Here is a 12,990-nt window from a genome sequence, read left to right on the forward strand (position 1 = left end):
CTGGCTCGGCGGCCCGGTCAGCGGAAGTTCACGTCGCTGCAGATGTAGTACGACTGATCGGCGTGCGAGGCCTGCCAGATCGTGTAGACGACGTGGTGGCCGCTGCGGCCCGGGGCGCGGACGTCGACCGGCATGGTCCCGCTGGGCGCGATCCTGCCCGTCTCCGCCACCAGTTCGAGATCGCCCCAGCCCAGCCGCTGCCTGGCCGGGTCGAAGCCCTGCTTGGTGACGTAGACCCGGAGGTAGTCCGCGCCGTGGTGGGCCTGGTCCGTCAGGGTCACCGTGAATGCGGCACCGACGTCCTTGGTCTTCCACGGCCCGGGCGTGTCCATCGAGGCGTACCGGCCGTCACCGGTCAGGCCGGCGCTGCACAGCTGCCCGTCCGGGATCGCCGCCCGGTGGTTGCCGCCCACGTTCTCCCGGTACAGGCCGTTCCAGTTCCACATCGCGTTGGTGTCGTCCTGCCACGCCTGCCAGCACATGGGGTCCTGCTGGGCCATGGCCGGGTTCTGGAAGTCGCTGCCCCAGCGTTCCCAGCAGCCGTAGTTGCGGGACGGCGGGTCGGTGACCGACCCGTGGGCCACGGCCGTGCCCGACCAGGGGATCAGGCAGAGCAGTGCCGCGGACAGCAGCGTGAGGACGCGGAGCGGCCACGAGGACAGCCCGCCGCGTTGATGCCAATGCATGGGAGATCTCCGCCTTCCGGCTGTGGGCTTCGGAAATGGGAGCGCTCCCATACTGCCCCCTTGGATGAACCCCGAAACACTTCATCCGGGGACGGGGACTGCGAGGCACCGGCCGGCACCAGGAGCCCCGCACTCCCCAACCGTCACAGACTGCCACCGCTGGGGGGCGACGGAACGGCGGGTGGGCCATGCTGGTGTGATGACTCAGGTGCGCGCCGAGATTCTGGTGAATGGCACATGGCTTCCGGTGTATTCCATCCACTCCGCCCCCCACCTGGAACACGAGCCCACCGTTCTCGAACCCGTTTCGGCCGACGAGACCATGGTCGATCTCGTTCTCCGGCCCCGGCTGGAGAAATGCCTGCAATGGCAGCGGCCGGTCTGGGTGACCTGTACGGACGGCACCACGGTCTTCTACGCGGCCGGCGCGGCGGGCCCTTTCCGTATCGCGCCCGTCCGGCCCGGCCCCGCCACCGGCTGGCGATGACACACCCCGCCGGCCCCGCGGCGCTCCCGTCCGCCGGGGCCGCCGCACCGCCGGACCGCCGCCCCGCCGGGCCGCCCGGCGCCCGATCCGCCTGATCCGCGGGGGCCGCCCGATCCGCGGGGGCCGCGAGGGCCGCTGAGCCCGCCTCCTGCCGTCCGCTCCGCCGTCGCGCGGCGGACGCGCGTACTCCGTCTGCCGCGGTCCGCGATGCGGAGGCCGGAACTCCCTCGTAAATTCTCAGCCATCGCGATTCCGGTATCGCCCCGGCGCATCCGGACCGCTTTCGCCACCGGCCGGCGCGTGAGCCGGCCGTCTCGGAAAGTCTCGGCACTGGGGAAATCCATGCAGCGATGCGCAGCGTTCCTGTCCCGTCGTATGTCCGGCTTCGTCATCACCCTGGTGATCGCCCTCGCGGCCGCCGTCCTCCCGTCCTCCTTCGGCACCGCCCGGGCCGATGAGAGGACGGGACCGAAGCGATTCGCCGTCGGCGTGCTGGTGATCACCGCGTTCGACGTCGAAACCCGTCCGTGGCTGGAGCGCGAGCACCTGCCCGTCCGGATCGACGTGCCCGGGGCGTACCGCCCCCTCCACTGCGACCGGCGGGGGCTCTGCGTCGCCGAGACCGGCCGGGGGAAGACACGTGTCGCCACCAGCATGACGGCCATCCTGAGCAGCCCCCGGCTCGACTTCCGTGACGCCCACTTCATGAGCGCCGGGATCGCGGGGACACCGCCGGACGCCGGAACCCTGGGATTCGCGGCCTGGGCCCGGTGGGTCGTCGACTGGGACCTCGGACACCACGTGCTCCCGAAGACCGCGCCCGACATCCCCTACGGCTACCTCCCCGTCGACACCGGGACCAACGCGTTCCGGCTCAACGACGAACTGGTCACCCGCGCCTACGAGCTGACGAAGGACGTCGAGCTGGCCGACAGCCGGGAGGCCAGGGAGCTGCGCCGGCGGTACCCCGGCCAGGCCGGCCGGCGCCCGTACGTCGACATCTGCGACACCATCGCGGGTGACGACTACTGGGCCGGAAGGAAGCTGTCCGAGACCGCCCAGTACATCACCGACATCTGGACCCACGGCCAGGGCGAGTACTGCACCACCCAGAGCACGGACACGGCCGTGGCGGCACCCCTCGCCGCGTACGGCCACCTCGACCGCTACCTCAGCCTCCGCACCGCCAGCAACTTCGACCAGCCGTACCCGGGCCAGACCATCCGTGAGCTGCTGACGGCGCCCTGGCAGGACATCGCGGTCGAGAACGCGTACCGCGTCGGGTCCGTCATGGCGGACGACCTCCTCGCCCGTTCGGCGGAGGGCTGAGCCGCGACCGGCGCCGCTTCGCACAACGGGAGACCGGCCGCGCGCAGCAAGCCGGCCGGGGCCCCCGCCCCGCCGCGGGGAGACGGAAGGCAGGCTGTCCTTCCGGCTCCCCGCGGAAGCGGGCGGGCGGCTCCTCCCGCGGCGGGTCAGACCTCCAGACCCGCCTCGATCCGCTTGAGCTGGTGGCGGGCCATGGCCAGGTTCGCGCGGCCGCGGTCCAGGGCCAGGTAGAGGAAGAGACCGGTCTTGCCGCGGCCCTTCATCAGCCGGATCAGGTGGTACTGGCCGCCCAGCGTGATGAGGATGTCCTCGATCTCGTCCTTCAGCCCCAGGTGCTCCATGGTGCGCACCTTCGCCCGCACCACGTCGGTGTTGCCCGCGGCGGCCACACCCAGGTCGAGATCCTTGCCGCCGCCGAGGGTTCCGAGGGCCATACCGCTGTTGAAGTCGACGAGCGCGACGCCGACGGTGCCCTCGATGGACGTCATCGCTTCCTTGAGGGCGGTTTCCGTGTTGCTCATATCGGTTCCTGCTTCCCTTTCCTGATGGGTGTTCTGTTCAGTGGTGGTCTGTCGGCCGGAGACGGACGGACAAGGGGACGAGGGCGGACGGCACGGACGGCACGGACGGCACGCGGGGAACGGTCCGGGTGAACCCGGACGTCCGCGCTCCCCGCGCCACCACCCGCCGCCGCCCCCCGTCGCGCCCCGCCCGCCGGGACGGCGGCGGCCGCCCTCCACTGCGCGAGGCAGCGCCCGCGGCACCCCCGGCCCTTCCGCTCAGCCCTGCTGCTCCGGCCGTTCGAGTGCGCCGTCGACCATCTCTCCGATGCGGGCGCCGGACCGCCGCGCCTCCAGATGGAGCCGCCCCACGTTGGTGCGCGGCCCTGCCAGCACGGTGACGACGGTCGCCGTTCCGGCCGCGTAGGTGGCGACGTAGCCCCGGTCGCCCCGCGTCAGCAGCTCACGGAAGCCGCCGCGGCCGGTCGCGTCCGTCAGCCGCAGGGCGACCCCGAGGGCGGCCGCGGTCAGTGCGGCGACCCCCTCGGCGCCCTCCCCGGCCCCGTCCTGCGCCAGGACGAGCCCGTCGGCACTGGCCGCCAGGGCGCCGGTCACCCCCGGCACGCGGGCTCTCAACCGGGCCAGCTCCTCCAGGATTTCCGGTTCTGCCTTCATCAGCTGCCTCCTCTCGGCGCGCTGTCGGAGTGCTCGCCTCATGACACCGCTGAGGGAGCCTCATGAGCGGACGGGGAATTCACATGGCCTCCAGTGCGGCTCGGAGCCGGCGCAGCAGGTCGACGTCCGGGTCCTCGGAGATGTCCGCGACCCAGGCGGGCAGGGCGGGCCGGGGCGGTTGCTCCCCCGGACGGGGCGTTTCGATGTGGCCCGCCGCCGCGAGCCTGCGGATGTCCAGCAGGGCGTGGAAGGCCGGGCGTCCCAGCAGCCGGGCGATGTCCGCGGGGGTGCGCACCCCGTCCGCGAGGTCGAGGACGGCCCGCTGCCGGCGGGTGACCGCCGGCGCCCGTATCGGGGCGCGCCGCACCACGGGGGCGGTGTCGACCTGCGGATGCGGCCACACCGCCTCCAGCAGGGCCCTGCGCCGCCGCGTCTCCCGCTCGACGGCCTCGACGCGCACGGGGCGTACGGGCCCGAGCCAGTGTGCCGCCCCGTGGCGGAAGCGGACCGGGCCGCGGCCCGGGGCCAGCGCGAAGTAGGCCGCGTCGAACAGGGCGCCGAGATGGCAGATCTCCAGTTCGCCGCCGGCGAGCCGCCCGCTCTCCACCAGGAAGCGGCCGACCTCCCGGCGGGCACCGGCTGCCGCGATCGCCTCCCGCCAGCCCTCGGCCGGCAGCCTGCCGCCCGCGGCCAGCAGGATCTCCAGTCCGGGAGCCACCGGGCTCTCCGCGTGCACGATGCGCCCGTCGACCAGGTAGAGCGTGCCGGACTCCCCGAACAGCGCTCCGGTGGCCCGCCGGGCGGCCATGCGGGCCAGCAGCGGGGAGAGCGCCGGCCGTGGCGCGGTCCCGGCCCTCATACCAGGGCCAGCCGTTCGACCAGGTCGCGCAGCCGCAGCCGGGCCAGGGCCAGGTTTCCCTCGTCGCGTCCGAGCCACAGGTAGACGAAGACACTGTCGTCCAGGGTGTTCTCGACGAAGCGCAGCAGGTGGTAGCCGGTACGGGTGGTGAGCAGGAGGTCCTCCACGGGGACCGGGCCGGCGCCGGTCCCGGCCTCCCCGCCGTCGGCCCCGTCGTCCTCGGCCGATCCAAAAGCGGTGTGCTCGGCCGCGAGCCGGGCGAGTTCCGCCATCTCCGCCGCGGTGACCTCGTGGTCACCGTTGGGTGCGTCGCCCGCCGTCCCCAGGGCCAGCCCGCTCGTCCACTCGATCACGGCGGCACCCCGCGCCCCGGGCAGCACCATGGCTTCCATCAGGCACTCGTCGATTCCGGGCACGCCGGTGTCCTCCCCATCCCCCAAACGTGCTGAGACGGCTGTCACCCCGCATCAGTGACCAGGAGGTTACGCAACGTGCCCCACTCGCACGAGAATTCGGGCATTCTCCTGCGGCATATCCAACCGGTCGCATAGGGTGACGGCGCCCTCGCTGCGTGCCCGCTCGGCGGTGCTCCGCGCCGGCGCCCGCCGCGCGGGTGTCGGCCCAGGTCGGACGGGGTCCGCCATGACATCCCGCCGTGCGGCCGTCAACCGGGCCGGCGGACGGCCGGCGGACAGACGGCGGACAGACGGACGACGGACAGACGGACAGCAGGCAACAGCCAACCGGCGCGGCGGACGGCGGCGCGGCGGCCCCGGCCGGCACGGAGGTGGCGCCCAGTGGGCGGCTGTGAACAGCGGGTATACGGAAGCCGGCGAAAGTGGAGCCGGAGCCCGTGCCTGTGCTAGCCCTTGTCGGTGACATCCGGCAGTTGAAGGAAGCGGTGCAGCGTGAGCGGTACGTCGATGATCGTCCTGGGGATCGGCTTCTGCATTGCCCTCTACCTCCTGTTCATGACCCCGAAGGGCGGCGAGAAGGGGGACCTCTGAGCGCACCGGCCACGGCCCGTGGGGAGGCCGGACGGCGCATCGCGCGAACGCCACAGGCTCCGCCCCCGCACCGCGGAGCCCTCGGATGTCAGTGCCCGGACCTGCGGTCCCGCCATGGGCCACGGAAACCCGCAGCACATCGGCGCACCCCTACGGCGCGACGGCCCTCGGCGCCGGAGCGGCGAGCGGCCGCCGCCCCGGGACAGCCGAGACGCCACGGACCGCGACGGACCGCGACGGACCGTGGCGTCTCCGCGCCTCTCACCGGCGGGGAGCGCGCCCGGCCCGGCCGGGATCGTCCCCGGCCGGACGACCGGCTCGGAGCGACCGGCGCAGCGCCTCCCCCCTCCGGGCCGGGTCGTAGTCCGGCCCGACCCCCTCGACCAGGAAGGCCTCCCCGTCGACGTGCCGGGTGCGCAGCGGCAGGATCTTCTGGTAGCCGGGCGAGCCGTACCAGGCCCGGGCCTCCTCCACCCCCGGGAACTCGATGACGACCAGCTGCACCGCGCACTCTCCTTCGAGCGACTCGGTCCGCCCTCCGTGAACGAGGAACCGGCCGGAGTACGGATCGAGCGTGGCCTGGATGCGCTCCACGTAGTCGATGAGGTCGAGGTGCGGACGGACGCCGGTGAAGTGTCCGATGGCGTAGGCGGGCATGGCCCCTCCCGGGATCGTTCGATGGCGGATCGTCGGTACGGCCCCGCGGCGGACCGGCGGCGGGGGGCCGGCCGGTCGGCCGGCGGTATCCGATATGCCCTCAGGAATCGGCACAGTCGGCACCGGGCGTGCAGGCGGCGGCCACGGCGAGGCTGTCCTCGTACACGTGATGCCGGGTGATCAGACCGTCCTCGACGGTCAGGCGCAGGGCGAAGGGACTCCGGAAGGTCTTGCCCGTGGCGCCGGCCGTCCCGCCGAGTTCCCCGGTGACCACGGCCTCGGCCCCGTCGACGACGACGGCGTCCACCGTCGCCCACCCCTCCCCGCTCACGGTGTGTGCGGCGAGGTCGGTCCAGTGCCCGGCCACATCGGCACGGGTCCTGCGCGGCCGGATCCAGGGGACCGCCGGGTTCGCGGCGACCATCCAGTCGACCTCCTCGGCGTAGAGGGAGGCGATGGCGTCCGGATCGGCCTCCGTCACCCGCCGCAGAAACTCCCGCACGACCTGCCGGGTGCGGGTCTCCCCGGAGCCCTTCCCGGGGCTGCCGGTGATGCCGGCGGGCGCTGACCCGCCGGGGGCCGTGCGCGTTCCGCATGCGCCGGAGAGGTTCACCATGCCGGTCATATCGAGCCTTTCCCTGGTTCGGGGGGATTCCTTGCTCCTGTGACGATCCTGCCGCCGGAGCCGGCCGGGGTCGATTACCTCCCGGGTCATGGGCTGCCTCCCACGTCAGGGGCACAGGCGGGGGCGGGTTCCCGCACGGAGGGGCGGACAGAAGAAACGTCCATGCGACATACCACCCACTTGGCCCAACGAACGGCGTCTGGAGGGTTACCCGATCATCCGGCGGTGCGTTGTCGCGGTCATGGAGCCGCGGCAGTGGTGGGAACGGAACACGGTGCTGGCAGAAGCGTTCTGCCGGAGTGACGAACAGGTGCGCTCGGCGCAGGCGATTCTGGACGAGGCCCAGGTGCACAGGTCGCGCCTGCTGGCGGCGTTCGCCGTCACGGTCGGCAGTGACGGCGCGGTGGCCGGCGTGCTGGGGCTGAACGAACGCGAAGTGCGCGTCGCACGGCGGACGGTGGGCAAGGAGGACGCCCGCGGGGTGGCGGACGAGCTGCTGACCGCGGCGATGATGCCGGACGAGGCGCGGCTGCCACCGGAGGGGGTGCCGGCGCCCGAGGCGGTCGCCGCACCGCCCGCGGGGGCGGCCGCCGTGCAGGGGGCCCCCGGCATGGCGGGAACCGCGGCGCCGGCCGGGGTGACGGGGCCCGGGTACGAGGCCGTCGGCCCGGCGCCCGAGGTGTACGCGGACCCGACGGCGTATCAGCACTACGCCCACGCACACCCGCAGTACCGGCATCAGCAACCGAACCACTCGTACCACCAGGAGAACCAGACCCAACCGCCGCCGCAGTCCCAGACGCACGCGTATCCCCAGCAGTCGTATCCCCAGCAGCAGCCGTACCGTGAACCGCGCTGGACCGGTGCCATGGACGCGTTGCTCGTCGGCAGCTGGCAGACCGGAGTCGATCTCCAGGTCCTGGCCGCCGAGTTCGGTCTCGACCTGGCCCGGCTGGTCTCGCGGGCCCAGCAGTTGTCGGCCGAGGGACGGCTCTCGCCGCCCTGGGCGGGCACCGGCCCGGGCGGCGAGCCGCGGTCGGGGCGGCACCGCCGCAGCAGCACCGACCTGGACGACGCCTACGACTTCTACGACGCCTACGGCCACCCGGTCCACCCGGGCGCCTGGGAGGTGCCGTCCACCGTGCCCGACGACATGGTCGCCAGCGTGGGCCAGCAGAGCGGTGTGCCGCACTACACGCACGGTGCCGTCGCGTAACGGCCCGTGCCGGGCTCCCGCCGGAACTGATCGCATTCCGACGGGAGCTGATCGAATTGACGTACGGGCCGGCCGGGTGTCCGCTGGAAGAGCGGGGGCAGCGGGAGAGAGGAGCCGCGCCATGCAGACCCATGCGGAGCGCCACGGCACGGCGGCGCACGCCCGGCCCCGTGGGCGCAACATCTGGCGGACACCGGTCGTCACGAGCGCCGTCTTCGGCTTCTACGCCGGCTTCCTCGACCAGGAGGGCGGCGCCTCACTCGGCAGGGCCTGGCTGCTCGGCATCGTGGCGGGTGTCGCGTTGCTGGCGCTCTGGCTGGCCGTCCACAGCATGCGCGGAAGGATGATCCGCGAGGTGCGCTCCCTGCTCTACGGGGCGCTGGCGGGGAGCGCCGTCGGCTTCCTGGTGGGGCTCAGCGGCGCCGCCGTGCTGAAGGCCTCGGCCATCGGGTTCTTCGTCGGCCTGGGCATGATGATCGCGGTGAACTACCGGCTGTACGGCAGGGTTCGCTGAGGCGAAGCCGTCCCGGCCGGCCGCTGCTCCGCGCCGCTCCCCGCTTCTCCGCCCCTCGCCCAGCGCCTCCCGTACCGGCCTCCTGCCATCCGCGCGGCCGGGTGCCCGGGCACCCGCGCACCCGCGCACCCGCGCGCCCGGGGCCACGGCACCGCCGCCGGTGTCCGGCCGCGGCTCCGGCCGGCCGGACACCGATGGGACTGCGGCGGGACGCGGACCGCCGGCCGGCCCCGTCCCCGGTGACCTGGAGGTCAGGAGGCCGGAGCGGCCCGTTCCGCGATCGTCAGCCTCCCCGCCTCGATGGTCGCGAGGCGGGGAGCGCGCCGGGCGACGGCGCTGTCGTGGGTGACCATCACGAAGGTCAGGGAGTGCTCCTTCCAGAGCCCTTCCAGCAGATCGACGATGTCGTCCCGGGTCCCCTCGTCGAGGTTGCCGGTCGGCTCGTCGGCGAGCAGCACCCCGGGGTGCTTCACGAGGGCCCGGGCGATCGCCACCCGCTGCTGCTGGCCGCCCGACAGCTCGCCCGGCAGATGCCCGAGCCGCTCCGCCAGCCCCACGGAGGCGAGGGCCTCGGCCGCGCGCTCACGCCGTTCCGCCGCCTTCACCCGTAGTGGGACGAGAGCGGCCTCGACGTTCTCCAGCGCGGTGAGCGTGGGAATCAGGTTGAAGCTCTGGAAGACGAAGCCGATCTTCTCGGCGCGTACGGCGGTGAGCCGGGACTCGCTCAGCCGGGCGAGGTCCACGCCGTCGAGGACGACGCTGCCGGCGGTCGGGCGGTCGAGGCCGCCGAGCATCTGCAGCAGGGTCGACTTGCCGCCGCCGGTGGGGCCCTGGATGACGAGCCGGTCGCCGTCGTCGATCGTGAGATCGACACCGGCGAGGGCGTCGACGCTCTCCTTGCCGCGGGCATAGCGCTTGGTGACAGCCGTGAGCTGGTACATGTCGCTCCTGATCCTGAGGGGAGTGGATGGCGGGGATCGCGCGGGTCCCGGGGCCCGTCCCGTCCCCCCGGGCGGCGGACAGCCGGACCGGCCGCGGTGGGCGGAAGGCCGAGGCATGGCCTCCGCGTCCGGCGGAACGGGGGCGGGGCCGGGGACACGGCCGCCGGGACGGAACCGGGCCCCACGCGGACGGTCACCGGGACGCGACGTGATCCGAGGAGGCCGGGACCGGGTGGTCCGAGCGGCCCGGACCGGGTCCGGGTGGTCCGGGCGGGCCGGGACCGGGTGGTCCGGGCGGGCCGGGGCCGGTGGTCAGGTGACGCGGCGGAGGGCGTCGGCCGGGCGCAGCCGGGCGGCGCGCCAGCCGCCGAAGGCTCCGGCGACCAGTCCGCCGGCCACCGCGAGCCCGACCGCGAGCCCGATGGTGCCGAGGGCGACGGGCGCGGTCAGGGCGATGTCGATGCTCTGCGCCGCGAGCCCGGCGCCGCCGCCCGGTCCGCCGCCGGGCCCGGCGGCCATCCGGCCGCCGCCGGACAGCCCCGCCCCGCGGGCGAGTTCGGCGGTGAGCCCGGGACTGAGCGCGGTGATGAGGTAGGCGCCGCCGAGGCCGAGGGCGATGCCGAGGGCCCCGCCGAGAAGTCCGTTGGCCACCGCCTCGCCGACCACCTGCCGGGTCACCCGTCCGCTCTTCCAGCCCAGTGCCTTGAGGGTGCCGAACTCCCGTACCCGGCGGCTCACCGCGGAGGAGGTCAGCAGCCCGGCCACCAGGAAGGCGGCGGCCAGGACGACGGCGGACAGCCACTTCCCGACGCCCGACGCGAGGTCGGAGGCGGTGCTGAGGGAGCCGGCGACGGTCGCGGCCAGATCCTCGGAGGTCGTGACGGTCGTTCCGGCCACGTTCTTCTGGATGGCGGCCTTCACCGCGCCGATCGCCTGGGAGTCCTCGGCCCGCACGTAGACCGTGGTGATCTCGTCCTTCGCGTCGGACAGGGTCTGGGCCCGCCGCAGCGGGATGTAGACGTCGGCGGCGGCCGAACCGCTGTCGGCGGTCGCGATGCCGACGATCTCGAACTCCGTGCCCTTGACGGAGATCTCGTCGCCGACGGCGAGGTCCTCCCGCTGGGCGTAGGCGTGGTCGACGACGGCGACCTCGGCGTTCGTCTCGCCGCCGGTGAAGGCGCGCCCCTCGGTGAGGGCGGAGGAGGTCAGCGGTCCGAGGGCGGGCTCGGTGACGTCGGTGCCGTAGACGGTGAAGGATTCGATGCCGAAGTCGGCGCCCCCGCCGCGGACTTCGCCCCCGCCCCGGCCGCTGCCGCCGCCCCCGGGCCCGGTGCCCGGCGCGGCGCCGATCTCGCCGCGCTCGAAGCTGCCGCTGATCTTCAGGTTCACCAGGCTGAGGCCGCCCACCGCGTCGGCGACGCCCTCCTGCCCGGCCACCTTCCCCACGGTGTCCGCGTCGAGCGTCTCGAAGCCCTGCACCATCAGCCGGCCGTCGCTCTGCTCCTCGCCCTCCTCGCCGGCGTCGAAGCGGAAACGGGGGCGCTGCGGGGCCTCGCCCTCCTCGGGCTGCTCCTGTGCCTTGGTGACGGTCATGTCGGTGCCGAGTCCGTACAGCGACTCCAGGACCCGGGCCTGGGCCTGCTTCATCCCCGCGGAGACGGACGTGACGACGATGACGAGGGCGATGCCCAGCGCGAGGCCGGAGGCGACGACGAGCGCCGCTTTCCTGCGGCGGCGCAGCTCGCGCCGTAGGTAGGTGAGGAACATGCGGTGACGGTAGGAAGCCGCGGTGAGGGAGGTCTGAGGCCCCGATGAGAGCCGGGTGAGAATCCACGGCGGTGGCGCGCGGCCCGCCCGGGAAACGGTGCGGGACGGCACGCAGGCGGGGGACGCCGGGAAGCGGGTGCGGGGGAGGGCACGGGGGCACGGGGGCACGGGAACACGAACGCCGGGCGGTGGCCGACGTTTCCTGTCGGCCACCGCCCGGCGGTGGTGTGGTGCCTTCCGCCCGCCGCGCTCCGCGCCCGCGCGCGGGCCCGTGCGGCCGGACCGCTCCGGCGTGAGATCAGATCGCGCTACCGGCGACCCACTCGTTCCAGTCCATGTTCCAGCCGTTGAGGCCGTTGTCCGGGGAGATCTCCTTGTCGGGGGAGTTCTTCACGGTCACGACATCGCCGATGAGCGACTGGTTGTAGAACCAGGCGCCGTCCTGGCCGGGGTCGTCCGCGCCCTTGACGTCGTTCAGACCGACGCAGCCGTGGCTGGTGTTGGTCTGGCCGAAGATGGAGTCGGCGCCCCAGTAGTTGCCGTGGATGAAGGTGCCGGAGGTGGAGAGCCGCATGGCGTGCGGCACGTCCTTGATGTCGTACTCGCCCTTGCCGTCGTCGTCCGTGAAGCCGACGGTGGCGCCGTTCATCCGGGTCTCCTTGAACTTCTCGGAGATCACCATCTGGCCGTTGTACGTCGGGTTCTCGGAGCTGCCCGCGGAGATCTTGAACTTCTTGATCTCCTCGCCGTCCCGCACCACCGACATCGTCTTGCTCTTGACGTCGACGGTGGAGACCTGGCTGCGGCCGATCGTGAAGCTGAACGACTTGCTCTGGACGCCCTTCACCCCGGGCGACCCCTCGACACCGTCGAGGTTGAGCTTGACGGTGACCGTGGAGCCGGCCTTCCAGTACTCCCTGGGCCGGAAGTCGAGCCGCTGGGTGCCGAACCAGTGACCGACGACCTCCTGGCCGCTGGTGGTGTTGACCTCGATCGCGGACTGCACGGCCTTCTTGTTCTGGATGCTCTTGTCGAAGTTGATCGACACGGGCATCCCGACGCCCACGGTGGAGTCGGCCTCGGGCGTGTAGTAGCCCAGGAAGCTGTTGTCCGGCGAGACGGTGGTGAAGGAGGAGTGCTCGGTGGCCTTGCGGCCCTCCGCGTCCTCCGCGGTGGCGGTGATCTTGTACTTGGTCGACCGCTCCAGGGCGCCGTCCGGCTTCCAGCTCTTGCCGTCGGCGGACAGGGTTCCGGGGACCTCCGCGCCGGACGCGACGGCCGTCATCGACACCGCGGAGAGCTTGCCCTTGGTGACGGTGACCTTGACGTCGTTGTTGATGCCGGCGTTGTCGGTGCCGTTCTTGGGGGTGATCCTTATTCGGGCGTCCGAGGCGTCCTTGGCAGCCGCCCGGTCGACCTGCGACTGCTTTGCGCCGTCGCCGCTGTCCCCGCCCTTGCCGTCGGAGTCAGCGCTGCCGCCACCCCCGCAGGCGGTGAGCGTCAGCACGCCGCTGAGCAGCGCGGCGGCGGCGACGACCGCTTTCCGCCGCTTACCTGTCGTCATCACACGCTTCTCCATCACTACTGTCCCCGGGTCGCGTGCCGGACGCCGCAAGCGACTCCCGGCCAGTGCCTAAAAAGAACACCTGGACCCGCCGACCCGTTCCACGGGCCTCGGAAGTGTGGCGCACGCCACGTGCTCCGCCGGTCCGGACACGACCCTCCGA

Annotated in this window: 14 protein-coding genes; 4 read left to right on the top strand and 10 right to left on the bottom strand. The window is 73.1% G+C overall.

The features are described 5' to 3' along the window. Positions 1-17 precede the first annotated feature (17 nt). Positions 18-686, bottom strand: coding sequence for a lytic polysaccharide monooxygenase (locus KBZ10_RS22890; RefSeq protein WP_210989589.1), 669 nt, complete (start codon positions 684-686; stop codon positions 18-20). A 199-nt stretch (positions 687-885) separates the two neighbouring features. Here KBZ10_RS22890 and KBZ10_RS22895 point away from each other — a divergent pair, with 199 nt between their 5' ends. Together KBZ10_RS22895 and KBZ10_RS22900 are read left to right on the top strand one after the other, a co-directional pair. Then, complete coding sequence (locus KBZ10_RS22895; protein WP_043465383.1) at positions 886-1,173, top strand: hypothetical protein; 288 nt, start codon at positions 886-888, stop codon at positions 1,171-1,173. 342 nt (positions 1,174-1,515) lie between these two features. Beyond that, positions 1,516-2,502: a purine nucleoside permease gene (locus tag KBZ10_RS22900; RefSeq protein ID WP_210989590.1), complete on the top strand. Its 987-nt coding sequence runs from the start codon at positions 1,516-1,518 to the stop codon at positions 2,500-2,502. A 146-nt stretch (positions 2,503-2,648) separates the two neighbouring features. Here KBZ10_RS22900 and KBZ10_RS22905 read toward each other — a convergent pair whose 3' ends face one another. The 6 genes from KBZ10_RS22905 to KBZ10_RS22930 form a co-directional block, all read right to left on the bottom strand. Then, on the bottom strand, positions 2,649-3,023 hold the full coding sequence (locus tag KBZ10_RS22905) for a hypothetical protein (protein WP_210989591.1): 375 nt from the start codon (positions 3,021-3,023) through the stop codon (positions 2,649-2,651). A 258-nt stretch (positions 3,024-3,281) separates the two neighbouring features. Next, positions 3,282-3,719 (bottom strand): roadblock/LC7 domain-containing protein, encoded by a 438-nt coding sequence (locus KBZ10_RS22910; protein ID WP_210989592.1) that lies wholly within the window; start codon positions 3,717-3,719, stop codon positions 3,282-3,284. A gap of 37 nt (positions 3,720-3,756) precedes the next feature. Then, on the bottom strand, positions 3,757-4,536 hold the full coding sequence (locus KBZ10_RS22915; RefSeq protein WP_210989593.1) for a transcriptional regulator: 780 nt from the start codon (positions 4,534-4,536) through the stop codon (positions 3,757-3,759). Continuing rightward, complete coding sequence (locus KBZ10_RS22920) at positions 4,533-4,952, bottom strand: hypothetical protein (RefSeq protein WP_210989594.1); 420 nt, start codon at positions 4,950-4,952, stop codon at positions 4,533-4,535. The genes KBZ10_RS22915 and KBZ10_RS22920 overlap by 4 nt, the downstream gene beginning before the upstream one ends. Before the next feature lie 852 nt (positions 4,953-5,804). Next, a complete protein-coding gene (locus tag KBZ10_RS22925) occupies positions 5,805-6,200 on the bottom strand; it encodes a DUF1330 domain-containing protein (protein WP_210989595.1) in 396 nt (131 codons plus the stop codon). Positions 6,201-6,300: 100 nt separating this feature from the next. Further along, on the bottom strand, positions 6,301-6,825 hold the full coding sequence (locus KBZ10_RS22930; protein WP_247702828.1) for a nuclear transport factor 2 family protein: 525 nt from the start codon (positions 6,823-6,825) through the stop codon (positions 6,301-6,303). Between the two features lie 241 nt (positions 6,826-7,066). Here KBZ10_RS22930 and KBZ10_RS22935 point away from each other — a divergent pair, with 241 nt between their 5' ends. Together KBZ10_RS22935 and KBZ10_RS22940 are read left to right on the top strand one after the other, a co-directional pair. Continuing rightward, positions 7,067-8,041, top strand: a complete 975-nt coding sequence (locus KBZ10_RS22935) for a hypothetical protein (RefSeq protein WP_210989647.1) — start codon at positions 7,067-7,069, stop codon at positions 8,039-8,041. Between the two features lie 121 nt (positions 8,042-8,162). After that, positions 8,163-8,555 carry a hypothetical protein gene (locus KBZ10_RS22940; RefSeq protein ID WP_210989596.1) on the top strand — a complete coding sequence of 131 codons (393 nt, stop codon included), beginning with the start codon at positions 8,163-8,165 and terminating at the stop codon, positions 8,553-8,555. A gap of 251 nt (positions 8,556-8,806) precedes the next feature. Here the strand turns inward: KBZ10_RS22940 and KBZ10_RS22945 are convergent, their stop codons facing one another. The 3 genes from KBZ10_RS22945 to KBZ10_RS22955 all read right to left on the bottom strand — a co-directional run bounded on the left by KBZ10_RS22945 (position 8,807) and on the right by KBZ10_RS22955 (position 12,842). Beyond that, positions 8,807-9,496, bottom strand: a complete 690-nt coding sequence (locus tag KBZ10_RS22945) for an ABC transporter ATP-binding protein (RefSeq protein ID WP_210989597.1) — start codon at positions 9,494-9,496, stop codon at positions 8,807-8,809. Positions 9,497-9,808: 312 nt separating this feature from the next. Next, positions 9,809-11,263 (bottom strand): ABC transporter permease, encoded by a 1,455-nt coding sequence (locus KBZ10_RS22950; RefSeq protein ID WP_210989598.1) that lies wholly within the window; start codon positions 11,261-11,263, stop codon positions 9,809-9,811. 298 nt (positions 11,264-11,561) lie between these two features. Then, the gene (locus KBZ10_RS22955) at positions 11,562-12,842 is read right to left on the bottom strand and encodes an Ig-like domain-containing protein (RefSeq protein WP_210989599.1); all 1,281 of its coding nucleotides are present in this window, start codon (positions 12,840-12,842) and stop codon (positions 11,562-11,564) included. Between the last annotated feature and the right edge of the window lie 148 nt (positions 12,843-12,990).

This window comes from Streptomyces sp. F63 (assembly GCF_018070345.1).
Classification (GTDB): Bacteria; Actinomycetota; Actinomycetes; order Streptomycetales; family Streptomycetaceae; genus Streptomyces.

Bases quoted from the DNA above. Each gene is read 5' to 3' on its own strand.
- KBZ10_RS22890 (WP_210989589.1), bottom strand. From the start codon at position 686: ATGCATTGGCATCAACGCGGCGGGCTGTCCTCGTGGCCGCTCCGCGTC.
- KBZ10_RS22895 (WP_043465383.1), top strand. From the start codon at position 886: ATGACTCAGGTGCGCGCCGAGATTCTGGTGAATGGCACATGGCTTCCG.
- KBZ10_RS22900 (WP_210989590.1), top strand. From the start codon at position 1,516: ATGCAGCGATGCGCAGCGTTCCTGTCCCGTCGTATGTCCGGCTTCGTC.
- KBZ10_RS22905 (WP_210989591.1), bottom strand. From the start codon at position 3,023: ATGAGCAACACGGAAACCGCCCTCAAGGAAGCGATGACGTCCATCGAG.
- KBZ10_RS22910 (WP_210989592.1), bottom strand. From the start codon at position 3,719: ATGAGGCGAGCACTCCGACAGCGCGCCGAGAGGAGGCAGCTGATGAAG.
- KBZ10_RS22915 (WP_210989593.1), bottom strand. From the start codon at position 4,536: ATGAGGGCCGGGACCGCGCCACGGCCGGCGCTCTCCCCGCTGCTGGCC.
- KBZ10_RS22925 (WP_210989595.1), bottom strand. From the start codon at position 6,200: ATGCCCGCCTACGCCATCGGACACTTCACCGGCGTCCGTCCGCACCTC.
- KBZ10_RS22930 (WP_247702828.1), bottom strand. From the start codon at position 6,825: ATGACCGGCATGGTGAACCTCTCCGGCGCATGCGGAACGCGCACGGCC.
- KBZ10_RS22935 (WP_210989647.1), top strand. From the start codon at position 7,067: ATGGAGCCGCGGCAGTGGTGGGAACGGAACACGGTGCTGGCAGAAGCG.
- KBZ10_RS22940 (WP_210989596.1), top strand. From the start codon at position 8,163: ATGCAGACCCATGCGGAGCGCCACGGCACGGCGGCGCACGCCCGGCCC.
- KBZ10_RS22945 (WP_210989597.1), bottom strand. From the start codon at position 9,496: ATGTACCAGCTCACGGCTGTCACCAAGCGCTATGCCCGCGGCAAGGAG.
- KBZ10_RS22950 (WP_210989598.1), bottom strand. From the start codon at position 11,263: ATGTTCCTCACCTACCTACGGCGCGAGCTGCGCCGCCGCAGGAAAGCG.
- KBZ10_RS22955 (WP_210989599.1), bottom strand. From the start codon at position 12,842: ATGGAGAAGCGTGTGATGACGACAGGTAAGCGGCGGAAAGCGGTCGTC.